This is a genomic window from Parapedobacter defluvii, assembly GCF_014642075.1.
Taxonomy (GTDB): Bacteria; Bacteroidota; Bacteroidia; order Sphingobacteriales; family Sphingobacteriaceae; genus Parapedobacter; species Parapedobacter defluvii.
Genome location: NZ_BMIK01000019.1, coordinates 25,020 through 47,355, shown reverse-complemented (window position 1 = coordinate 47,355; position 22,336 = coordinate 25,020). Strand labels below are relative to the sequence as shown.

Genomic DNA, 22,336 nt, shown 5'->3' with positions numbered 1-22,336 from the left:
TGAATACGCGCTGACTCTATTAAATGGAAAAGTTACTTCAGCGAGAGACTAAACACGCGCAAGGTCAACTACACGTTAGCGGCCGAAGCATGCCTTTAATACGATTTCCAGCGGAATACCCGAATACTCGGAAAACTCTTCGTAAGTGACTGCCTGGTTGCTTTTTTTACCCAGTTCCTTTAATATCAGCCGCCTGTGTCGTTGCGCCTGACGTATGCTTACGCCTAGAATGATGCTTATTTCGTGTGCGTTTATCACAACTTTTGTGTTCTTCATGGTTAGAAAGATTTAGGCCCCGGCCAAAAGCCGGTGAGCCGTTGATCAAATGCCGTGCGGGTGTCAAAGGTGCCTCCCACCCCCGTTTTGCCGCCTTCCCTACGCTTACGTATCGCTAACCTGCCGCTTTTGCCGCTTTTTAGCGAATATATAGCGACGCATATGCGGCGCAGGGGCGGATAGGGGGCGAATGGGCTACGGCCAAGGGGGGGCTTATTCCCCGGATATGACGGTTTACTATTCACAAATATAAGCGTGGTGCTTAAACCATCCAAGCGACAAAAGCGACAATTGGGTGTCCTTACGGCAATAACGCCAATTGCGCCACATGCGGCATGGGGCGACATGCGCCAAATTCACAGTCCGGAACTTTGTCGGGTTGTTAAAAAAGTCATATCATGGCACAACAAGACAGTTTCTTAAAATTAAAAGGAAGAATCGGGGATTTGACCTTTTACAAAACGAAGAATGGGCATCAGGTACGTGAAAAGGGCGGTGTAACTGCCCAGCGCATTGCCACGGACCCGAAGTACCAGCGTACGCGCGAAAACAATGCGGATTTCCGTACGGCTTCGCGGGCGGCGAAGCACCTGCGCGATGCCTTGCGGCCGCTCATCCTCTTTACCTATGATCCGGGTATGCCTAACCGGCTGGGCAGCCGGATGGTACGGGTGGTGCGGGCCGACTCTGAAAACGTAAGGGGCGAGGGGCAGGTGCAACCTGCCAACCTGGCTATCCTGAATCGTTTCAACTTCAACTCCGCCACCTCGTTGGCCAACACCCTGTTTGCCAAGCTCGCTATCACGGTGGATGCCGAAAGCGGCGAGGTGCAGGTAACGGTGCCAGCAATTGATCCGAAAGTACGGTTGGCCAAACCTGTGGAGGCTACGCACTTCCAATTCGTTGCGGGCGCCGTGGCGCTGGATTTCAGTGAGGACGGCGAGTCTACGTTATCGATGGCCTCGAGTGCACAGCATGCGGTTAAAGAACCGGTGGTGGAGGAAACGGTGTTGTCGCTACCGCTTCCGGCAGATGCGGGGTTGCCCATTGCGGTGGTATTCGGCGTAGCGTTCTACATTGAAGACCGTGGGGCTGTTTATCCGCTCAACAACGGGGCGTACAATCCGATGTCTGTCATTAACCTCACCGTCTGATGACCGAGCTACGACTCATCCGGACCTACCATCCTGAAGGTACCAACGGTGTGCTGTGGCACGGGGAAAAGCAGATCTGCCAAACCATCGAGCTTCCGTGGCGCAATAACCGGCGGATGATCAGCTGCATTCCCGAAGGGCGCTACCGGCTTATCCGGCGGGAGCACTTCAAGCACGGCGACCAGCTGGCTGTAACCGGTGTGCCGGGGCGTGAGGCCATTCTCATCCATCCGGCCAACTTTGCACTTGCCGAACTGCAGGGATGCATTGCGCCGGTTACCAAGGTGATGGCTCCGGGCAAGGGTGTATTCAGCCGGGTGGCTCTTGAGCGCCTCAAGGACATCGCCTACCCCGCACTGGAAGCAGGAGAAGCGGTATGGCTTACCATTGTACAGGAGGGTGTGCGATGAGCGGGTGGTTGCCGTGGTACCGGCGGTTAAAGGAGGGGCTTTCCACCGTTGCCGGGGCCGTCCTTGCCGCACCGTTGAAACTGCCGCCCAAGGTGGTGGCCGGCGCGCGGTATGTTGCCTTGGTCATGGGTTTGCTTGATGCCTTAGAGGCCGGACAGCCGGACCGGCCGCCGACTGGCGGGGAGGGGGAAGCGGGGCAGGAGGAACCGCCCGATGCATAGCGATAGCAAGCTGCTGGCTGGCATCCTGGGTGGCACGCTGCTCAGCGCTGCCGGTTTCCCGCCTTGGGCGGATGTATTGCACACCGCTATATTGGCAGCGGTAGGTGCCGCGGTGAGCTTTCTCACTGCATGGTTGCTGCAACGCCTGGTACGTAGGCGGAGGCAATAGCTTTCAAGGCCGCTCCGAGCCGGGGCGGCCTTTTTTTTCCATCAGCTCCTTGTACCAATTGCGCACTTTATGCGCCTTGTTTTTGTGGATTTTGATAAAGAATTGCTGCGCTTCTTCTTTGGGCGGTATCACTTGTTTTTGAAGTGTTGGTTGGATGCCGGATTTGAGTGCTATGAGCAACGAGCCGTCTCCTCCTGAGACGAGGTATGCAATGGCATTAAGCGCAAAGCCGTAGAAAGGCGAAAACCAATGGAATCCCTGTGCTTCGGAAAATCGCAGCAGCTCCTCTTTCGTGGTCGGCAACCGGTATTTTCCGCTATCGTAGGTGTAGCAGGTGGTTTTATTATTCCGATGCTCGATCAGGGCAATCTGGCTGAATGGCAGGCTGTGAAGCTCATTTCTGAAATAGTGTTGAACCTGGATGGCCGGAGCCGTTTCGGGTACAGGTGCCGTTGGTATGGGAGTGGCAGACTGTTCGCTCAGCACCTGCGCTTTGAAAGCTTCAAATGCGCGTCGCTCTTCTGTTTCGCTGACCACAAAGCAGAGTATATCAAAACTGCTGTAGAGCAGTACCAGACAGAAGATACCGAGAAACACAAAGGCAAATTCGTTTTGGAAATAGCCACGTTCGCCGATGCTGGTGTTATTGACGGCATAATAAACAGTTACGGCAATCGGTACGAAAAACACAGGCGGCAGAAAATTCCATAACCATTGTTTTGACAGGCGTTTTAACACACCGTCGTGTATTCCATATTGCTTGCCGAAGTGCCGGTTGTTCAATCGGATGTAAACCATCACGACTAATGCGCATGCCCAGGTAAATCCCAGTGCTTTCCAATATTGAGGCATATGTACAAGCTCCCAGGTTGACTCACGTCGATGAAAAACGGTAATCACATGACAGTAAATAGAAAGCAGCAAGAAAATAAATACATCGAAGAAAAGGGGCTTTCTACATAAAAAATGAATGAAGTAGGTCATTTGGTTTTGTGTTTGGTTAAGCTGTTTAAATTGGTAAACGTGCGGCTAAGCATTCTCAAAAATGCCGTCAAGATTCTCAAAATCTGGTAGATTACGGTTACGTGCTTGACGGTTTAGCCGGGCTAATATAGTTTTAATCTCCGAAAAAACATGTTTAATCACTTAAAATTTACAAAAAGTATGGAAAAACAACCCTTAACACCGACAGGTGTTCAAACCGTTCTGAATGAATTGTATGCGCTCCCCGATGAGCAATTGCAGCAACAAGCCCGCGGGCTTGCTTTTGATTTCAGTGGATGGATCTCGGAGCATTTTACGCTCACGCCCAGTCAGGCACAGTTCATCGAAAATGAGCTATCGGCCTCCTTTATTGCCTTTGTTTCCTCACGGGTCCCCTTTGTGATGGAACACCGGCTGCCGATTACGTATAGCGTGTTTAGCAAGCCACCAGCCAAGGAGGAGAAGGAATGGGGCAAGATCATTACCACTACAGACAATGTTTCGCAGGCTTCTACCAGCGAACTATTTACGAGTGGAGCAACCGGATCGTTCCAGTTTATCTCACGGTATTATCGGAAATAGCGCGTATGCTTAGCTCGCACGATCTACACTTAACGCCGCCCATTGAGGGCAACCCAGTGCCTCCGGTTTGCCTAACGGGCGGTGCTTATGGGCGGGGGCCGCCTATGCAAGCGGCCAGACGGTTGGCCGTAGAATACCCTGATGCCCTGAAAAGAGAAGAGAATGTCATGCAGACCTTTATCAACTTCTGGACCTCCCACGTGCCACATACCCCAAACGCAGCTATTGGCTTTGTGCAGGCCTACGCCAAAGTAATGGTATATCCTCCGGGTACATACCTTGCGCGGGCAGGCGATTACTGGCCGTATTGGAATTTTGTGCTGGAGGGGGCTGTGATGGCGATGCGTTATGATGAAGACGGTTCGGTGGTGGTGCCGTGGCTCGTCACCAAGGGCGGCTATTTTACCGGCACCGTGCATGCCTTTACCGAGCGGCACGATGAAGTGTTCATCCGGGCGCTTGATGATACCCGGGTGGTGCTATTGCCCAATTATCGGTTGCAGGAAGCGCAGCAATTGTACCATGCCTTCAGTGAGCTCATCAATATTCTCAAGCAGCGGCGGTTGGAGCAGGATGCGGTGTTTGATTCCCTTTTCCGGCAACCTACGGGCGAAGCCCGCTTGATGGCGTTTTTCGATGCCTACCCGCGGTTGGCTCCGCAGTTGCCCATACAGCAGGTATGTGCCATCCTGCAAATCAGTTCATCTACTTACCAACGGGCCAAACAACAGTATTATCGCAAGCGGTAGTGTCTCTTCTTCTCCCGTACAAAAAATATCTGATTTATAACGACCCATTGTGGGCAATTTTAAGGGGCTACCCCACCCTAATTTTGCTACTACCGAACACGAAGGGTAGGTGAGCCGATCGATGGGCATAGGTTTCGGGATAAGCCGGTAGGGCGGGAGTGAAGACCGCCCCACCCGCTTGAAAAAACAGAAAGGAAGGTATCATCTATGGACAGCGAACAGAAAAACTCAGTGCCTCGCAGGCAGGGATGGCGTAACTATCAATTCGATATCCTTGTGCTGATCACAACCGGTGCGTTGATCGCTTACTTGTTGAATCGGCTCACTGTCGATCAGCCCGTACCGGGTGACTACGTATCCGAAGAATTTCTTGATAGTATCGGCAGCGAACCCTTTTACTACGATACGCTCGTGGATTGCCCGCCCTGTGATGAAAGGATTAAATACGAGTGGTTCTATGTGGAACCGCCACTGGATAATTACCTGCCGGAAGAAGAATTTCTGACGGAGAAAGCGGAAGGAGGTAAGGTTATGGACCCGTGACCAGAAACGGCACGGTTTCCGGCCGAGGGCCGGGAACTGCAACAGCAGTCGGTGAGTAATCAATCGCATTATCAAAAAACAAAGCAATGGCACATATTATCCGTTATATGCAAGTATCGCGCCTCCGGCTCGGCACTGCCGCCAAAGAAATGCTGGCTTACGGATTATCTTTACTTTTTGTCATACTCTTTCTGTATACGGTTTATCATAAAGCGATAGCTGTTGACGCTTTTGCACGAGGCATCGCGAAAATACCTTTGGTTGGTACGTATTCCGAGGAGGTAGCATGGGGCGTGCTGGGCGCCGAGGCGTTGGTGGCGTTACTGCTGATCTGGCCGGATACCAACCGGCTGGCACTATGGGGAGCGTTGGGTCTGATGGTGATCTTCACGGTTTACATCGGCTTCATGCTGCTTTTTGCAGAGAAACTTCCCTGCCATTGCGGCGGTGCCATTGAAAAACTCACCTGGGGGCAGCACCTGTTATTCAATTGCGGTTTCATTGCCTTGGCCGCTGGGTTGCTGCTGTATCATTACAAGGTAAATGTTAAACATAAAATTCTTACAGCTATGAAAGCTATAAATTCAAAAATCAAGAAAGCCATCTTCGGGATGATGGTGGCTGCGGTAACAATCGGGTTCAGTGCGTTTACCACTGTAAGTTCAAAACACATGGATGGAGAGTTGGTGGGGCGTTTGGCGCCAAATAGGTGGATAATTGTAGATCCAAATGACAAAGAGGATACTTGGGATTGTTTTTCCACAGGGGATGTCTGTACCGGCACTCTAAAGGAGGATGCTATGCCCAACGAAGACGGGACCTACAATGATTCAGAAGTGGATTATCCGTCTGAGCCTCAAGACGAACATTTCGAGCTTATTGAAAACTAATGGAGTAAGTTTTCAATTCATTTGGGTGTGATAATGATTCTCTTGTGAATAAGGGTGGCCTTGTCAAATAAGCCACCCTTTATTTTTATTGTGCCAAACAGTTGTCTATGGTTTCAATTAGTTTTTCCTTATTTCCCTTGCCCAGTTCATTTGAATTTGTCGAAAAAATATGGCCGCTTTTGTCTATCACCATTGGTGTGGGTGCACTCGTTATCGCATAATCCATAATTACGGGATGGTTCCAACCCGCTTCACCTGTAAACAGATTGATGGCGGATGGAGACGTGTATTTGTTTGTTTGCAAAGCATCCATCCATTTCCCTTTGTCGCTACAGATTCCGATGGAAATGAAAATTACATCGGGGTTATGTTTGAACTTTTCTTCTGCGTAGCTAATGGTTTCAGCAAAGTATTTCATGCAAGGAAAGCAGCCCGGAAACCAGAAATCGAGGAAAACAACTTTACCGTAGAAATCAGTTAGTTTTACCTGATTGCCATATTGATCGAAAAGTGAAAAGTCTTTGGCTTTTTTTCCTTTGGTACGGCCATGCATTACCTGTGACAGCAACTCCGTATAGGATTCATCTTGTGATGTCGCTATGAAATCTTGGGCCAAGCTGTCTACGTTGGCAACGTATTTCGCGTTTTTGATCAGATAAAGCATGGTCAGCTTATCCCGGATACCGCCGGAGTAGTTTTTCTTCAAATAATCGTACTTTGAAAACGAACGGTCATGCTTCAATTTTTGATCTACGGAAATCCATTTGTCCATAAATTTTATCCAGTTGTCCGAACGTGCTAGTATCGACTCTGAAACAGAACTCCTCAGGTCGATGATTTTTTGGTCCATCAGCTTTGTTATTTGGCCTATTTCATCACGACTGAATGACTTGTTTAAAAGCGCTTTCACTTCGACGGCAAAAATCAGCGACTTCTGGATATAACTGACTCCATCGGCTAGCAGCAGCTGGTATTCCTCGTCTGAATAGAGAGGCTTTTCATCCGCTAGTCTGTTCATCCATAATTTGGAGAGCCGGTTTGTTTGTTCGAAATAATGGTAAACATAGGTCAGTTCTTTATTTGGAAACACGGGGGCGGCAATCTCTTTGGAAATGGATTGCTCTTCACGGCTGCACCATAGGGGTAGCTCGTTAAATCGCACCATCTTCCGTGCTCCTTTACCGGAAAAATCAAGCGTACTGTCGCCGCCTATTTGGATTAAAACGTCGTCGCCGCCTGTAAGGATGTTTTTGCGTAATACAATGTGTTTACTTTCAATGAAGCTGCCTTGGTTTTCTTTAATCAGGTAGTAATGGGGAGTAGCCTCAAGGTCTACAACAAAATGGCATATGCCGTCTGCTACCGGTTCGGTTGTCGTAAGCATATCCACTTGATGGATAGTTGGGAGGCCTTCCAAATAGCTGTGTCCGAATACAATCAACTGTAAGGAGTCGGATCTCACTGGTTGCGATAGCTTTATGGTTATCGCTGTCTTTCTGACTGGGTATTGCTGGCCCGCAACCCCAGAAAGTGTGCAGGTAAAAAATAGCACGAGGCACGAAATCGTTCTCTTTATTTGTAGCATGGTTTTGTTTTTTAGTTTGTTGACGCTCTGTTGTTTGGCTCGATTTTGCTCAAGAGCAATTCGTCTGGAGGTATGGGTAGCACATACAAAGGGCTGTTTGGCGGCAAAACATATTGTTTTCCGTCTAGTACCCTTTTGATCTGCCAGTTATAACCGGCTGCGTTTAGACGCCTCAGATCCATCCACCTCAGACCCCTAAACGGTAGTTCTTTACGTCGTTCGGTTAATATGTCCGTTATCATCTGCTCCTCGGTTGTTACCTCATACGGCAGAAAGGTGTCTGGTTTCCAACGCGTCATCAACAACTTATTTAAGGTTTCTATTCCTTCCTCGTATTTGCCTAACCTTACGAGTGATTCTGCCTTGGTGAGGTAAAGCTCATCATTAGCAATACCTGTAAATGCACTGGTAGTACCGGTATAAGAAGCTTTGAACACCGGTTTGCCGTTTGCCGGCAGGATGCGGTACAGTACCTTTTTCCGCAAATCATTTTCGTGGTAGGAAGCAAATAGTGCCGTATCTGCAAGCGCATTCGGTGTGCCTCGGGATACCGCAAATAGCAAACTTTGCGCGCTGGAGGGGAGGCAGGAATATAGCACTTCCTCGTTTTCTTTAGAGATGGGAGCGTTGCTTGTGGTATCCAAATCTGAAAAGTTGATCAGTTTATCATAGGCGTCCAAAGCGTATTCGGCGAATTTCAGTGACTCTTCATATAAGCCCATACTTAGGTAAATGCGCGATAGAAGGGCTTGGGCCGCATTTTTATACGGGCGGTTGCGATCTATACCCGGTGCTTTGTAAGGCAGGTACTCTGTTGCGGCCAGTACGTCTGAGAGGATTTGCTGATAAGTTTGCTCCAGATTGGCCCGTTTTGAGGGAGCCGTCACATCGGCCTCAAGCCGTATGGGCAGCCCCAACAACCCCGAAGCGTTTTGTTTGTGATAAACCGGTGCAAAATGCTGTGCTAAATTGAACAACGCATGTCCTCTAGTAAACAGCGCCCATCCTTTTATGCGGTCGTAATCAGCTTGTGTAGCCGCTACCGGGGTGATCTTTTCTAACCCTTCGAGTACGATATTAGCATATAGGATTTGTCGATACGGAAATACCCAATCGTTGATGTTACCCATTCCTTCAAAAAGGTCGGGTGCCCAGATATAGGCATTCCGCTCATCCGGCGTGTATAAAGCTGCCCAGGTCTGTTCGTTTTCGATGTAGATATTGTCTGAAGAAATCTCCCCGAGCTTTCCCGATACATTGATGATCGAGTAATTGTCCAGCAGTTTTTCGAAGTCTTCCAATTTCGTTGGCACGAGGAGGGATGTTTGCGGTTTTTTATCTAAAAACTCACCCTTGTTGCATCCGCAGAAAACCAGTATACCGGCGGCTAGTATCAGTTGTTTCATGATATGGTATGTTTTAGAGTTAGAATGAGGTTTTAAATCCAAGCGAAAGATACCTTTGCGGCGCAAGGTCAAGGTATTCCGGATCGAGTCCTTGCCTGTTTGCCTTCCAAACCAAACCCAGGTTATTCGCATATAGGTAAATGCTGCACAGTCGGGTATTTAACGGGTGGGTAGATTTCCCTATACGGAAGTCATAGGTTACCTGGATATCCTGTAAACGGAGTTGTGCGCCATTTTGAACCAGTACATCGGCATTTGTGAAGAAATTATCCCTGGCAAAGTTTGCCGGATATGCTGCAGAAGGGATGATGGTAATTGCTTCATCGCCCGGCTGCTTCCAGCGGCGGTTATAATCTATATGGCTTAATGACAGTGAATACAGTGAACCATAGTTTACCGTGGGTGCAACGAAATAGTGGCCCAGTTTATAAATTAAGTTAAAAGAAAACGACCAGTTGCCCACGCTCAAGCTGTTGCGCAAGCTGCCGAAATACACCGGTGTACGGGAGCCGTTGTATACAATGTTGTCGCCCAAGCTGTCCGTGTTTGCAATGCTACCCCAATCGGAACTGACCGCTCCATTCAAATACCCTCTGGGGTCGCCATTTTCCGGATCGAGGCCCGCCCAACGGAACGTAAAAAGACCATTGTAAGGATACCCGACATGGAAACCCAATGGCGTGGTGTTTGCCTTATAGTCATCGATTTTATCCGTGGTTCTGCTGAGCAGGAAGGTTGTTTGCCAGCTAAAATTCGTTCGGGCGATATTGCGGGAAGTCAATGAAACATCCACGCCATTTCCGGATATATCAGCAGAATTTCCCCTGAATGTAATGATACCCGTAGACGGGGGTAGCGGGCTGCTCCCAATAATGTCCTTTCCTTTTTTGTAATAATATTCCAAAGACCCACTCAGGCGATTCCCGAAAAGGACAAAGTCAACCGCGAGGTTGGTCATGTTTACTTTTTCCCAACGCAGTGACGGATTGGGCGGATTCACAAGTGTGGCCATCTGACCGCCGAAAGAGTTACGAGAAGAAGCTTGTGCGGTTACATAGGCAGATAGTGTCTTATCCACGTTTCCATTATAGCCATTGGTAATCCGGAGTTTCAGGTCCGTTACCCAGGGCAGGGCAAAAAACTCCTCTTTGCTTATTGCCCAGCTGGCACCCAACGACCATAAGGGTACACCCTTTTGGTTGGCTTTTACGCCGAAGATATTCGACTCGTCCCGTCTTGCACTGGCCGAGAAGCTGTATCGTTCGCGGTACGTGTACAGTGCGTTGGCAAACATGGAGACATATCGGTCTGTAGCGCCGGATTGCGAGGGGCTGCCTCCAATTCTGGTATTACTGCCGGTTACGAAATTCCGGTATTGGTTTGCGTGGTCTATGTTTGCCACCGTACCGAGGTTTTGGTCATACCCGTAGAGCGTAACAAAATTAGATTCCTGGTTATAATCCTTTACTTCCGCGCCCGCGATGGCTGTGATGTCGTGTAATCCCAATTTTCGGTCAAAAGAAATCTGTCCCCTCAGTTGGTGGGATTGGTACGCCATGTTTCCGCGCGATAAGATATCTCCCAAGGGGACGGGTCTGACTACCTCACCCGTTTGGGCGTCTATCTGTGAGAACGTGTTGATCATGTTACGGGTGTAGTACGATTCCAAAACCGACAAGTCATTGATTTCGGTAGCTCCGTTGTCATACTGGTATTTTACCGCGAGGTCCAAACCGTCCATTAGTTTGTAGGCAAGGTTCAGGTTGAGCAGGTAGTTGGTTAGCTTCCGGTTGTTATTGCTGCGCTCCAATTCATCAAGCGGTTTCCATGTCCAATCCAATAACCTACCCGCACCAACGGTATCCAACCAAGCCTGTTTGTATGTAGGAACGGCTAGGTGATTACCTTGCTCATCGGCAAGTCTGGTATATGCCCGCATGTTTGCCGTATTCAGGATGTTGCCGCTATGCGTGATGGTGTTGGCAACAGATAGGTTTATCCCGGCGGAAGCCTGCAACCTATTGTTGAGGAGGAAATAGGTATTCTGCGCATTTATCGTTAGCCGGTCGTTGCTGTTGCTTACCAGTTCTTGCAGGTTTTTATCGTACCCCGCAGACAGGTAATACCGGTTTTGCCTGCCTCCACCACTGATACTAAGGGCATACTGCTGTTTCCATGTGTTGCGATAGTAGTACTTCATTTGGTCATCGCGCATATCGTGGGCTTGCAGTGCCATTATCTGCTGTGAAGCTTCCGCCTCGGAGATCAGACCCCGGTCTCGGTCGGAAAGGATTTGTACCACAGGCGAGATATAGGTGTAAGACCTCGCTATGGCATTGGTATATGCACCTTTCTCATATAAAAACTGCTCTAATTCTACAATATCCCGTGGGCCGAGTTGGGGAGCGGAATACAACCTTGGTTTTTCTCCTACTGTAACGTTGCTATTAACGTTTATTTTTATCGGCTCATTTAGCCGCCCCGACTTGGTGGTAATGACCACCACACCATTTGAGGCCCTCACGCCCCAGATGGACGCAGCGGCAGCATCGCGTAAAATGCTTACGCTCTCAACGTCATTGGGATTGATGGTGCTGAGGTCACCGTCGTAGGGAAAGTTATCGACGATAATAAGTGGTTCGGTGTTTGCAAAAATGGTGCTTCTTCCCCTGATGCTGAAGCCTGTGGAGTTACCCGTGGTTTGGTCAAACAGCACCCCACTTGTCACGCCTTTAAGCCTGTCAAGAATATTGGTAGACACACTTCTATTCAGTAGTTCATTGTCTATCTGCACGAAGCTGCCCGTGGCTCGCTCCTTGGGTATGGTTTGATATCCGGTAGATACCTCCACCTCTTGCAACAAGTTTTCATTGGGAATAAGAACGAGGTGTAACGGTTTGGCGGTATTTTCGGCAAATTCTACGTTGACTGTTTGGTAGCCGAGATAACTGACTATTAAAACTCCGGACGTGGTTGGCGATCTGAGTTTAAATTGGCCGTTACTATTGGTGATCGCTTTTACACGCGTACCTTTTATGGTAATGGTGGCCCCTTCAACCGGTGCGTTTGCAGTGTCAGTAACAATGCCCGACATCGCAGCCCCGGATTGTTCCGGGGACTGCGCGCGGGCTTCCAAACACATGATCGTTAAGACAGCCAACAGGCTGCTATATGTTGGTTTTGGGCATCTAAAGATACGAATAATTTGGGTATAGCAAGTCTTTAAGCGTAAATTTCGCTTCATTTGTTCATTGGTTATGAGTGGTTTAAGAAAAGTTGTTTCAAAAACCGACCGCGACGCCAACAGGAAAATTCAGCAAAATTTGCGTATGTGGAGATAAGCGCTTACCTTTAGCATGACTGATTTATTGACCGAGGCAAACAACCGTACCTCACCTAAAGCAAACGATGCAGTTTCCTTATGGCGCAGGGTCGGTACTATCGGGTAGCGGCCAGTGGTATTTTATGCCAGTGGCAAGCGCAGCCTAACGCTTTGCTTTTGCTGTCCGATAGATACCTTGGTTTATCCTCAGTCTGGCGGACTGATTATGTTCTTTGTATTAGATTTTAATGAGGTGTTGCGCAGTTGCGAGGAAGAGTGCTGTCGATCACCTCCTAAGTTGCGGTAGTGGGTAGCTTTTGGGTCTGGTTTTTTCGTTTTCATCATTTAGATAGTCTATTATGAAAACGATGGTCACTCGGCAAGCGTAGAGGAAGACTTATTAATTGGCTATTAACAGAAATGCCAGCAAGACGAACCTCTTTTAGCTTGACCACTTTTCGGCCGCCAGACCGCCTACGTTCAGAGAACATAGGAACCCTCAAGTTTATCAAGAGGCCGCCCCGCTGGACTTACATATGGTAAATATATGACAAATCCAGCAATCGGCGAACTCAAGGTTTAACTCGCGGGCTATTCTGGCGGAATGTGGGCGAGCAAACATCGTAATAAGCAGGAAATACTCCCGCTTAACTTATTCGCTTAAATACGCAACAAGTATAGCAACAAATAATTAGAAATGCAAATATTTTAATATATCTATTTTAAAACAATGACCAACGAGGAGAGATTCATAGAGAAAAGTAAGTTATTCAGACTTCATTTTGGTCTTAGTGAAGAAGAAATTGATGCATTCTTATCGAACAAAAATCTAAAATATAAAGGTTTAGAGCTAGGTTCACGTACACTCACTCTGGAACTTGCAGAGGCATATCCATTGATATATGGCATCGAGTACTGTGAATTCAAAAAAGAAGATATCGCTATTCCGGCACTGGAAGATTTGCCTAAAGCCACGCAGAACTACATTCAAAATAAGGAGAATAGCGGAAACAGGGTTGGCTCTAAAGGTACAAAGAACAAAGCAAGCTATGTTACGATACTGATAAATGACTTTCCTATCGGCCATAAATTCACCAATTCTGAAATCATCCCATCGCTTCCATCTCCAGCCAATAAGGATAAATCTATTGATTGGGGCAAAGGTCTACTGAAAGGAATTGTAAAGAATACCAAAACATCACGCTACTATATAGATAAGGACGGCAAAAAACATAGAGAAGCTATTTATGAAATAGTAAAGAGTGTTGACCCCCTCGTTTTAGATAAAGCTAAGGAGAATGTTGGCGAAGAATGGCTAAAAGGAGTTCAAAAAAAGAAGAGAAATTAAGAATGAAAGGGTGTTTATCATTTTTGATTACCAATTAGTTATAAATTAAGCCGGAGATGATTGAAAAAGCACTAAAGAAGGTTGGGGATGAATAGTTGGAAGATGAAGAAAATCCAGTATCGAATTAAGGATTAATGGTATCACAAGATGTGATACCTCGCTAACAGTTTTGAAATTACGGAAACCGGAAAGAGGGATCAGGTTGGAGGATTAAATTTGAGATAATGTATAGCAAAGTAGGCGATGAATAACACAACCGAAGATTATTAACTGATTAGATATAAAAACCTAAATGATGTTTGAATTCCTTAATAAATATAAAATTCACGGAGAATATCCTTTGGGAAAAGGGCAAAGTCATTCTAAAAGATGCGATGCCCCGAAAGACGGTAGGGGCGTGTATGTTGTACTTCGCGGAGATGAAGTTCTATATATAAGTTGCTCTGGCTTGGTAAGAGCTAATTCAGATGAGCCGAAAGTACGTGAAGCCGATGGGGGTGGCCTTTGGGGAAGAATAACAGGAGGTAAGTTGCCCGGAGTAGGTCGACAAAGAATTCACCAAAAGCTTGTTTCTGAAAATATCGATGAAGTAACGATTAAATGGTGGGTTACTTATGATGAAACATACCAAGATAACCCTGAGGATGTGATAGATACGATGAAATCGGAATATATAGACAATCACGGTAGGTTCCCCAAGTGGAATAACAATAAGCAGTCAAAGCTTGCGAATTGGATTTTCTCATGAGTATAGACAATACTTATATTCAATTGCTTGGTGAGCTAAAGGAGAGAATCCGACATGCACAACAGCGAGCAGCATTAGCGGTAAACACCGAGATGCTGGAATTGTATTGGTACATCGGCAGTATCATTTCAAAACAAATTATGGAAGCAGGTTGGGGTGCAAAGGTAATAGATCGATTATCTGCTGACTTAAAAAGCGAATTTCCGGATATCAAAGGTTTTTCTGTGCGGAACCTGAAATACATGAGAGCTTTTGCCGACGCCTATTCGGAATTTGTGCAACCACCGGTTGCACAATTGAAAAGTGCTGAAAAACAGGGTGATGAATTTATGCAACTGCCGGTTGCACAAATTCCCTGGTCGCACCATACAGTCATATTAGATAGGGTAAAAGATGCGAATATAAGGATGTATTATATACGGAAAACTTTGGAGAATGGATGGAGTAAAGATGTATTGGCTTTACAAATAGAAAATAGACTCCATGAACGCCAAGGGCAAGCTATCACCAACTTTGAGCGGACGCTACCCAAACCACAGTCTGATCTCGCCAAGGATACCCTAAAGAACCCATACCTTTTTGACTTTTTGGGAATTGGTGAAGACATTCAAGAACGTGAGTTGGAGAAAGCCTTGGTACAGCACATCCGGAAATTCCTATTAGAATTAGGAAAAGGTTTTGCATATGTGGGCAATCAGTACCACTTGCAAATAGGAAACGAAGATTTTTATTTGGACTTACTGTTCTATAATTTCCACCTCCACTGTTTTGTTGTGTTTGAGTTGAAAATCGGTGATTTCAAACCTGAATATGCGGGAAAGCTCAACTTCTATGTCAACGCCATAGACGAACAAATCAAAAGCAAAGAAGACAAGCAGACCATTGGTGTATTGCTCTGCAAGACCCCTAACGAAACAATTATCAGATATTCGCTCAAGGGCATCGAGTCACCATTAGGCGTAGCCGATTATCAACTTCCTAAGAAACTGAAAAGCGAAATGCCAACAATCGAGGAATTGGAATCGGCAATGAAAAAGTTAAAATAGTTGGATATTACAATTTGTGGTATCTGAACAAACGGCGATAAATAGACATCAAAAGAGTAATAGGTGCTGCTTAATATGTGATTGAGCAAAACAAAATACAGATTTATCATGCTTAGGGACGCAGACTTCAAGCTATTATACACATCTGGTGATGATGACGAACCTAGCGGATTCATGTTTGATGGACTTACGAATGGCTCCCAATTTGATTTGGCGCTTGGCTATTTCCGATCAACGGGATTTAGCTCTCTAGCTCTTGGGTTTGCTTCATTTCTACAACGAGGTGGTTCTATGCGGTTTATCATCAACGATAGTTTAGCAGAAAAAGATAAAAATGCAATAGTGAGGGGTTTGCAAGAACAGTCTGATGAGGAGTATGAACAGGAACTTTTGGACGATCTAAACAAACTTACCACCACACTAACCAAGCGAAATCAACATTTCTTTAATTGCCTTTCTTGGCTCATTTCTTCAAACCGACTACAAATAATCGCCATAGTGCCTGCCAAGAATAAAGTAGGTATTGTGCACCATAAGTTCGGTGTCTTTACTGATGAGAGAGGTGATCAAGCTGCTTTCAGTGGCTCTCTTAATTTTTCGCAGTACGCTTTGCAGTACAATGTGGAAAACATTTGGTGTGAATACTCTTGGAATGAAAGCAGCTACACTCGTGAACGAATTGATAAAATGGTTCAACTTTTTGAAAGAACTTGGAACGGGCAGTCTTCTGCCGTGAGAGTCATTCCAATAGAACAAGTAAAAACAATAATTCACCAGAAATTTCCCAAAAAACCTTTAAAGGAATTAATAGAAATGGAATGTGAGTTGGCTAAAGAGGTAATGGAACATAGTACAACACCCGAAGTGTTCAAGCAGAAGTTGGAAACGATCATTCAGCGACTAAAAAGGGATCAGGCGGCAAACGCTGAAACAGACAATATTGAAATACCTAACAAATGGCAACATCAAGATGATGCTATTGCTGCTTTCTTGAAACATGAACGTGGGGTTCTTAACATGGCGACCGGCACAGGAAAAACACGCACGTCTTTGCGCATTTGCAAGCAGTTAATTAATCAAAGCCACGTTGATAGTATTATTATCTCATGTGATGGAACAGACTTGTTGCATCAGTGGTATCGAGAATTATTAAAACTGATAACTGACTCCAATTTATCTTGGGGTATTCTTAGACAATATGGCGGTCGGAAAGAAAGTGATAAGTTTAGAATCAATCCTCGACATAGGATTTTACTGACATCACGGTTACAACTCCATTTAGGTATAGCAAAGTTAAACGTTGAGGCGGCCAATCGCACATTACTGATTCACGATGAAGTCCATAAATTAGGAAGTGAAGGGAATAGAGAACGACTTATTAATCTATCCCATCATATACGATACCGGCTTGGGCTGAGTGCTACACCAGAGCGGGAATACGATGATTACGGAACCCAGTTCATATTTGATCATATTGGTCCCGTTATTTTTGAGTTTACGTTAGAAGATGCGATTAGAAAAGGTATTCTTGCTCCATTCAATTATTTCCCAGTTCAATATCGTTTAACAGGGAAAGACAAAACACGGCTGCGGGATGTACACAAAAGAAAAGCAGCCCGAGAAAAGGCCGGTAATCCAGTGAGCGATGAGGATTTTTGGAACGAACTAGCGAGAGTTTATAAAACAGCCGAAGGAAAAGTAGTCGCATTTCGGAGTTTCATCGCTAAACATCCGGCAATGTTGGAAAGGTGTATTGTTTTTGTAGAAACCAAAGAGTATGGAGAAGAAATTCTGGAAATAATACACAAACATCATAGTGTCTTTCATACTTACTTTAACGAAGATGACTCAAATGTATTAAGTAGGTTTTCGAAGGGAGAGATAGAATGCTTACTTACATGTCATCGCTTATCTGAAGGAATAGATATCCAGTCTCTCCAAAATGTTATTCTCTTATCTTCTTCGAAAGCAAAACTTGAGACCATTCAACGCATTGGCCGATGTTTACGCACCGATCCTCACAATCCAGAAAAGATTGCCAACGTAGTGGATTTTATACGGAGCGATGATAAAGAAAACAAAGGCCATATGAATACAGACGAAGAGCGTCAGGCATTTTTACAACATCTTTCGACTATAAGGCCGGACAACTAAAATTAAAAACCTATGTTAAATGGAAAAATCAAACAAGCAATAGAGAACGCCGTGCAAGAAGAAGGACAGTCTCCTCTCTTAGCGATGAAAATCAAGGCTTGGATGGAGGCTCTTACCGAAGGAGATGCGGATATCGCTGATCCAGGATCTTATACACCAAGAAGCTCTCTTTGTTTTGAAAACACGATAGTACCTCAAAATCCTGAAGAATAATGGCGGTTGACTTTAAAATATTGGGTTGGTCAGCTAAAGGGTTAAGGTGTCCAGACCATGATATTTCCTTTGAGAAAGGAGACAATAGGGTGCATAAAATCGCACTGATTCAAATGCCCAATGGTACAGGAAAAACCACAACATTAAAATTACTTCGCGCTGCATTGGCTGGTCCTAAGATATGGGAGGACAATTTTGACAAACCTCAACAGTTCCGTAAGAATAAACAAACGCTACACGGTCAATTCGAACTTAAACTCCTGTATGCCAAACATAAAAGGTTGACCATAGTGCTTGATTTTGACTTTTCAAATGAAGGAGCAGTTAATTACATCACTACTGGGCCTCACGGTATGGATAGTGGGTTCAATCCCCCTGTGGGACTAACCAGTGTTTTAAAACCTGATTTCGTCAATCTACTCATGTTCGATGGAGAACTGGCCGCCAACCTGCTTAACCCAGAGCATACCAATGCACAAAAAGCGATCGAAGAGATGTATCAGCTTCTATTCTTACAGCGAATGAAAGACCGTATCGACGAGTATTGGAATACATTGGCAAATAATGCCGGTTCTAAAGGAAGTCAACGAGAATTTACACAGCGAAGAAACAAAGTTGAAGCACTCAAAGCTCGTATTGATGAGGTCAAGTCAATCAAAAGCGGCGAAGAGGGACAACTGGAAGATATTAATAAAGAGATACAACGACTCGAAAACGAATTTCAGCAGGAAATAAACAAAAGCGACACGGATAAAAAGGCTCTTGCCGATGCAGAAGCCAATCTTAGTTCAACAATTCAGTTGGTTTCCGAAAAGGCAAAAGACATCGCACTTTTGATGAAAAATCCCGCGGAATTATCAGCTTCACTTGCTCAAAATATCGTTTTCTTAAAAGACAGCCTTGATAAAGTGAAACTACCGGGTATTGCAGCTCGCGAGTTTTTTGAAGAGATAGCGGATGAACCTCATTGTATTTGTGGTAGGGAAATAGATCCTGCGATCCAAAAGGTAATCAGGGATGGTGCAAAAAAATATCTTGGCTCTGAAGAAGTAGCCGTGCTCAATGCCATGAAATCGGATATAAAAGATCGAATAGCTAACAGTAATCTTTCTGCTGCAGAAACAAAGCTTGAGCAATTGATGCAGGAAATTGACGGTGCACAACATGCCGAAATCTTGGCGAGGCAAAAATTGGATGCCATTAAGCATCTGGCAGGCCAAAACGACCCCCAAATAAAGCAAATCAACGAGCGCATCGACCAACTAAAGGAACAAAAAATAAAGCTGGAAACAAAAATTGAAAAGTACTACGATAAAACAGACATGTCCGATTCCAGTTGGAACGTCGACAATTTGAACGAAAAACTAAAAAAAGCAAACGCTGATTTAGCCGAGGCCACTGGTACGATTTCCCAAAAGGCCAAAAGGGATGTCTTATGTCGCATTTTGGATAATGCTTTGATTTATGCAAGGCGGGCTTTAAGTGAAGACGTATGCGCGGATGCCAACGAAAAAATAAAAGTCTTGATGCCAAATAATGATATCCGAATAGCTTCTATTGACAAATGCTTGCGGTTAGTAGAAAAAGAGGCCGGTAGCGTAGGTGAAACGCTTACTGTTGGCTATGCCTTTCTTTCTTCTTTGTTATCCAGTGCCACGCACAATTTGCCGTCAGTAGTAGATAGTCCTACGGGTTCTATTGACTTACAGATTCGTCCGGAAATAGCAAGGTTGATTCCCAAATTAGGAGACCAATTTATAGCATTCACGATATCCAGTGAGCGGGATGGGTTTGTAGCCCCATTGTCCCAGGCGGCAAGCGAAAGCATTTATTTTCTTACACTCTTTAAAAAAGGGGATAAAGCTTTAGAAGCCTCTGCCAGGTCCGTCAGTGGATATAGAGAAAGTGAAGATGGAATTTGGGTAAGCGGACAAACCTATTTTTCAGCCTTTCACACAGATAGACAAGAATAATTTTTATAGCCATGGCATTCAGAATTCCTGATAAAGCAAAACAATGGTTCAAGCATATCCAGCATAAGAACAGTGGTTTTGAACTTGAGTTTGACAGTTATTACTTCTGTCTTGTACTGGGCATTTCAAAAGGGAAAAAACAGAGCTTGCCCAATGCTGAAACCACGGAGTTCGTGCAGCAATTTCCAAATGAATACAAACCGAACCGTCATTTGATAATTGCCATGTTTCTCAATGCGGAACTTAAAAGTTTGGGGATTTCCTTAGAAGAACGCTCAGCCCTTAATAAGCAGCTAACACGTCTTATCGATCCCATTTCTGCAACCGGGCTGAGCGAAGAAGGTATGAGAGAGATGAACCGTTATGCTTATGGCGGGTTTAGGGAATTGCAAAACCAATTCTTAGAGCCGCCTCGTACATTAGATGGTTTTTTGGTGGAGTATTATCAGTTTTTGAATACGTAGACACATATCAATATGAGTTGGAAATCTTTTACAGATAAGATTAAACAAACGTATTCTGAAATAGGTTTGTTCGTTACAAAGTGTTTGTTCAATTTGAAAAGATTTTTTTTCTGGATGCTCTTATTTACTCGAAACGAATTCGTAACGATTACGGTAGCGTTATCATCGAATAAAAAGAAGAGCATTATGTGGTACGCAAACAATTTGATAATACCTATTGTAATAATTTATTCCCCTTATCTATTAACATTACTTAGTGCGCATTTTCATAAGGTAAATTTTACCAAGTCATTTTATGAACTAAGCATAACTGGAGCCTTAAGTTTGCTTGGAATAAACGTTATAAGGACAAGTTCCTCTTTACTAAGTGAAAAATTAAATGAAAATAAAATACCACCAGAGTTTTTGAAGAATGTTACTGGTGATATCGAATCTGTGAGAACTAAATTAAGACTTTGGGCTATTATGCTAACTTTCATAGGAGGTATTTTTTATTTTGTACAAGCAGGGACATTATTGGATGCAAAAGAAACAGTAGTAAAGTGGTATGTGTTGTCTTTCTTTATTTTATGTTTTTTTTCCATTTTTATTGGACGAATAATTACTGCTATACAATCAAATTTTACTGATAATGATAATTTGATTGCTATATGGATGAAGTTACTCAACTATAAAGGAGAAGAGGAATATGCCAATTTGAAGAACCTTGCGGAAAAAGGAGGTTTATAATGAAAACAGAAATCCTTACAATAAATGAAGAAGAGCGCTTTCTAAAGATTGATTTAGAAGAAGTGCTGCAAAAGAATGAGTCTTTTTTTATAGGCAAAATTCAGGCGAGGGATTTTCTTGAATTGTATACTGTAAGACCAGCAAGATATGATTTGACTAAGCATACAGAATTAGCCAAATCATTCCCTGATGATGATGAATATTTTAAACATCTAATTAACCATGATAAAAAAAATTTAGAGAGAGAAGACTTTCAGCGAGACCCAAACGAAGATAGAATTAATAAAATTGCTAAGTTCATCAACAATGAAGAACATGCTTTCTTCCCAAATACTATTATTGCAAATTGCGAGTTAATCAATGATTGGCCTGATTCGAATATTACTGAAGCTAATAAATTTGATGATTTCTTATCTTTTAAAAAAAGACCGAATTATATCTCTTTTCTCGAAAATGATGAAGGCAAGTATAGTTTGTATGTGCCTTATATAAGTAATTCAATTCTAATCATTGATGGACAGCATAGATTAGAGGGATTAAAGAAGGCAGATGATGAGATTAGGGATAAGTATGAACTTATCATTGCCTTTATAATTGGGTTTGACAGGTCCGTAATTGCTAAACAATTTTACACAATCAATTATGAGCAAAAAGCAGTTAATAAGTCATTGTTGTACCAACTTACAGGAGAGTTTTCTACAGAAGTGGATGAGCTTTCTTTTATGCATAATGTCGTTAAGCTTCTAAACGAATTGGAGGAGAGCCCATTCTTTGGTAGAGTGAAAATGTTAGGTAAGGCTAACAAATCCTTAAGCAAAGAAGAAAAACAACTGCTTTCTATATCACAGGCATTTTTGATTGATGCCTTAATTCGCTACATATCTATTACAGCAAAGGGTTCTTCCTATCCACCTATATTTCTTAAGTATTATAATAATCAAGAGGATCATATTCTAATAGTAAGAGCAATAGCTAGATTTTTTAATGCTGTTAGGAGGATAAAGCCCGATTGGTCAGACCCAGCCAATAGCTTATTGTCTAAAGGAATGGGAATTGGTGCTCTCATTAAAGTCTTCAATCTTTTATTCCCAATCATATTCAAAAAGGAACTGAAGAATGATTGGAGTAAGATCCAAGATTTAACAATAGAAAATTATGAAGAATTTTTATCCGGGCTGGAAGAAGTCGATTTTTCAACAAATGATGGACCTTATGCAAAAACTGGTAGCGCAGGAAGTATAAATAAGATAAAAGAAGATATTGTCCAACGTCTTTTATATCTTAATAATCCAGATAGTTTTGATGATTTTATGAATACTTATAAAAAAGAATACCTAGCAAATTTTGTGACTGAATTGAATAGGTGATAA

At 44.2% G+C, this 22,336-nt stretch carries 23 protein-coding genes; 17 read left to right on the top strand and 6 right to left on the bottom strand.

Going from position 1 to position 22,336, the window contains the following annotated elements; all coding sequences use genetic code 11:
• Positions 1–75 precede the first annotated feature (75 nt).
• Positions 76–276 carry a hypothetical protein gene (locus IEX60_RS19980; protein ID WP_188753181.1) on the bottom strand — a complete coding sequence of 67 codons (201 nt, stop codon included), beginning with the start codon at positions 274–276 and terminating at the stop codon, positions 76–78.
• 2 nt (positions 277–278) lie between these two features.
• The gene (locus IEX60_RS19975) at positions 279–521 is read right to left on the bottom strand and encodes a hypothetical protein (RefSeq protein WP_188753180.1); all 243 of its coding nucleotides are present in this window, start codon (positions 519–521) and stop codon (positions 279–281) included.
• 153 nt (positions 522–674) lie between these two features.
• On the opposite strand from IEX60_RS19975, the gene IEX60_RS19970 reads away from it, so the two are divergent.
• From IEX60_RS19970 to IEX60_RS19955, 4 genes are read left to right on the top strand one after another with little or no spacing between them, the layout of a single operon-like run.
• Entirely contained in the window at positions 675–1,430 is a 756-nt protein-coding gene (locus tag IEX60_RS19970; protein WP_188753179.1) for a hypothetical protein, read from the top strand.
• A complete protein-coding gene (locus tag IEX60_RS19965) occupies positions 1,430–1,840 on the top strand; it encodes a DUF5675 family protein (protein WP_188753178.1) in 411 nt (136 codons plus the stop codon). The genes IEX60_RS19970 and IEX60_RS19965 overlap by 1 nt, the downstream gene beginning before the upstream one ends.
• Positions 1,807–2,061: a hypothetical protein gene (locus IEX60_RS19960; protein WP_188753177.1), complete on the top strand. Its 255-nt coding sequence runs from the start codon at positions 1,807–1,809 to the stop codon at positions 2,059–2,061. Before IEX60_RS19965 ends, IEX60_RS19960 begins: the two co-directional genes overlap by 34 nt.
• Positions 2,054–2,230 (top strand): hypothetical protein, encoded by a 177-nt coding sequence (locus tag IEX60_RS19955; protein ID WP_188753176.1) that lies wholly within the window; start codon positions 2,054–2,056, stop codon positions 2,228–2,230. The genes IEX60_RS19960 and IEX60_RS19955 overlap by 8 nt, the downstream gene beginning before the upstream one ends.
• A gap of 3 nt (positions 2,231–2,233) precedes the next feature.
• On the opposite strand, the gene IEX60_RS19950 is transcribed toward IEX60_RS19955, so the two are convergent.
• Positions 2,234–3,214: a hypothetical protein gene (locus tag IEX60_RS19950; RefSeq protein ID WP_188753175.1), complete on the bottom strand. Its 981-nt coding sequence runs from the start codon at positions 3,212–3,214 to the stop codon at positions 2,234–2,236.
• Between the two features lie 180 nt (positions 3,215–3,394).
• On the opposite strand from IEX60_RS19950, the gene IEX60_RS19945 reads away from it, so the two are divergent.
• The 4 genes from IEX60_RS19945 (at position 3,395) to IEX60_RS19930 (ending at position 5,978) form a co-directional block, all read left to right on the top strand.
• Positions 3,395–3,796, top strand: coding sequence for a hypothetical protein (locus IEX60_RS19945; protein WP_188753174.1), 402 nt, complete (start codon positions 3,395–3,397; stop codon positions 3,794–3,796).
• Positions 3,797–3,801: 5 nt separating this feature from the next.
• Positions 3,802–4,545 (top strand): Crp/Fnr family transcriptional regulator, encoded by a 744-nt coding sequence (locus IEX60_RS19940; RefSeq protein WP_188753173.1) that lies wholly within the window; start codon positions 3,802–3,804, stop codon positions 4,543–4,545.
• Positions 4,546–4,752: 207 nt separating this feature from the next.
• Positions 4,753–5,088, top strand: a complete 336-nt coding sequence (locus IEX60_RS19935; RefSeq protein ID WP_188753172.1) for a hypothetical protein — start codon at positions 4,753–4,755, stop codon at positions 5,086–5,088.
• Positions 5,089–5,174: 86 nt separating this feature from the next.
• Positions 5,175–5,978, top strand: coding sequence for a MauE/DoxX family redox-associated membrane protein (locus IEX60_RS19930; protein WP_188753171.1), 804 nt, complete (start codon positions 5,175–5,177; stop codon positions 5,976–5,978).
• An 85-nt stretch (positions 5,979–6,063) separates the two neighbouring features.
• Here the strand turns inward: IEX60_RS19930 and IEX60_RS19925 are convergent, their stop codons facing one another.
• The 3 genes from IEX60_RS19925 to IEX60_RS19915 all read right to left on the bottom strand — a co-directional run bounded on the left by IEX60_RS19925 (position 6,064) and on the right by IEX60_RS19915 (position 12,129).
• Complete coding sequence (locus IEX60_RS19925; RefSeq protein WP_188753170.1) at positions 6,064–7,440, bottom strand: TlpA family protein disulfide reductase; 1,377 nt, start codon at positions 7,438–7,440, stop codon at positions 6,064–6,066.
• 134 nt (positions 7,441–7,574) lie between these two features.
• The gene (locus tag IEX60_RS19920; protein ID WP_188753169.1) at positions 7,575–8,969 is read right to left on the bottom strand and encodes a RagB/SusD family nutrient uptake outer membrane protein; all 1,395 of its coding nucleotides are present in this window, start codon (positions 8,967–8,969) and stop codon (positions 7,575–7,577) included.
• A gap of 19 nt (positions 8,970–8,988) precedes the next feature.
• Positions 8,989–12,129, bottom strand: a complete 3,141-nt coding sequence (locus tag IEX60_RS19915) for a SusC/RagA family TonB-linked outer membrane protein (protein ID WP_188753168.1) — start codon at positions 12,127–12,129, stop codon at positions 8,989–8,991.
• Between the two features lie 892 nt (positions 12,130–13,021).
• On the opposite strand from IEX60_RS19915, the gene IEX60_RS19910 reads away from it, so the two are divergent.
• From IEX60_RS19910 to IEX60_RS19870, 9 genes are all read left to right on the top strand, one after another.
• Positions 13,022–13,639 (top strand): hypothetical protein, encoded by a 618-nt coding sequence (locus tag IEX60_RS19910; RefSeq protein WP_188753167.1) that lies wholly within the window; start codon positions 13,022–13,024, stop codon positions 13,637–13,639.
• Positions 13,640–13,931: 292 nt separating this feature from the next.
• Positions 13,932–14,387 (top strand): hypothetical protein, encoded by a 456-nt coding sequence (locus IEX60_RS19905; RefSeq protein WP_188753166.1) that lies wholly within the window; start codon positions 13,932–13,934, stop codon positions 14,385–14,387.
• A complete protein-coding gene (locus tag IEX60_RS19900) occupies positions 14,372–15,433 on the top strand; it encodes a PDDEXK nuclease domain-containing protein (protein WP_229717666.1) in 1,062 nt (353 codons plus the stop codon). Before IEX60_RS19905 ends, IEX60_RS19900 begins: the two co-directional genes overlap by 16 nt.
• Positions 15,434–15,541: 108 nt before the next feature.
• On the top strand, positions 15,542–17,587 hold the full coding sequence (locus IEX60_RS19895; protein WP_188753165.1) for a DEAD/DEAH box helicase family protein: 2,046 nt from the start codon (positions 15,542–15,544) through the stop codon (positions 17,585–17,587).
• 12 nt (positions 17,588–17,599) lie between these two features.
• The gene (locus IEX60_RS19890) at positions 17,600–17,800 is read left to right on the top strand and encodes a hypothetical protein (protein WP_188753164.1); all 201 of its coding nucleotides are present in this window, start codon (positions 17,600–17,602) and stop codon (positions 17,798–17,800) included.
• Positions 17,800–19,773 (top strand): coiled-coil domain-containing protein, encoded by a 1,974-nt coding sequence (locus tag IEX60_RS19885; RefSeq protein ID WP_188753163.1) that lies wholly within the window; start codon positions 17,800–17,802, stop codon positions 19,771–19,773. Before IEX60_RS19890 ends, IEX60_RS19885 begins: the two co-directional genes overlap by 1 nt.
• Positions 19,774–19,784: 11 nt before the next feature.
• A complete protein-coding gene (locus IEX60_RS19880) occupies positions 19,785–20,237 on the top strand; it encodes a hypothetical protein (protein WP_188753162.1) in 453 nt (150 codons plus the stop codon).
• Between the two features lie 186 nt (positions 20,238–20,423).
• Positions 20,424–20,966, top strand: coding sequence for a hypothetical protein (locus IEX60_RS19875; protein WP_188753161.1), 543 nt, complete (start codon positions 20,424–20,426; stop codon positions 20,964–20,966).
• The gene (locus IEX60_RS19870) at positions 20,966–22,333 is read left to right on the top strand and encodes a DGQHR domain-containing protein (RefSeq protein WP_188753160.1); all 1,368 of its coding nucleotides are present in this window, start codon (positions 20,966–20,968) and stop codon (positions 22,331–22,333) included. Before IEX60_RS19875 ends, IEX60_RS19870 begins: the two co-directional genes overlap by 1 nt.
• The last annotated feature ends 3 nt before the right edge of the window (positions 22,334–22,336 follow it).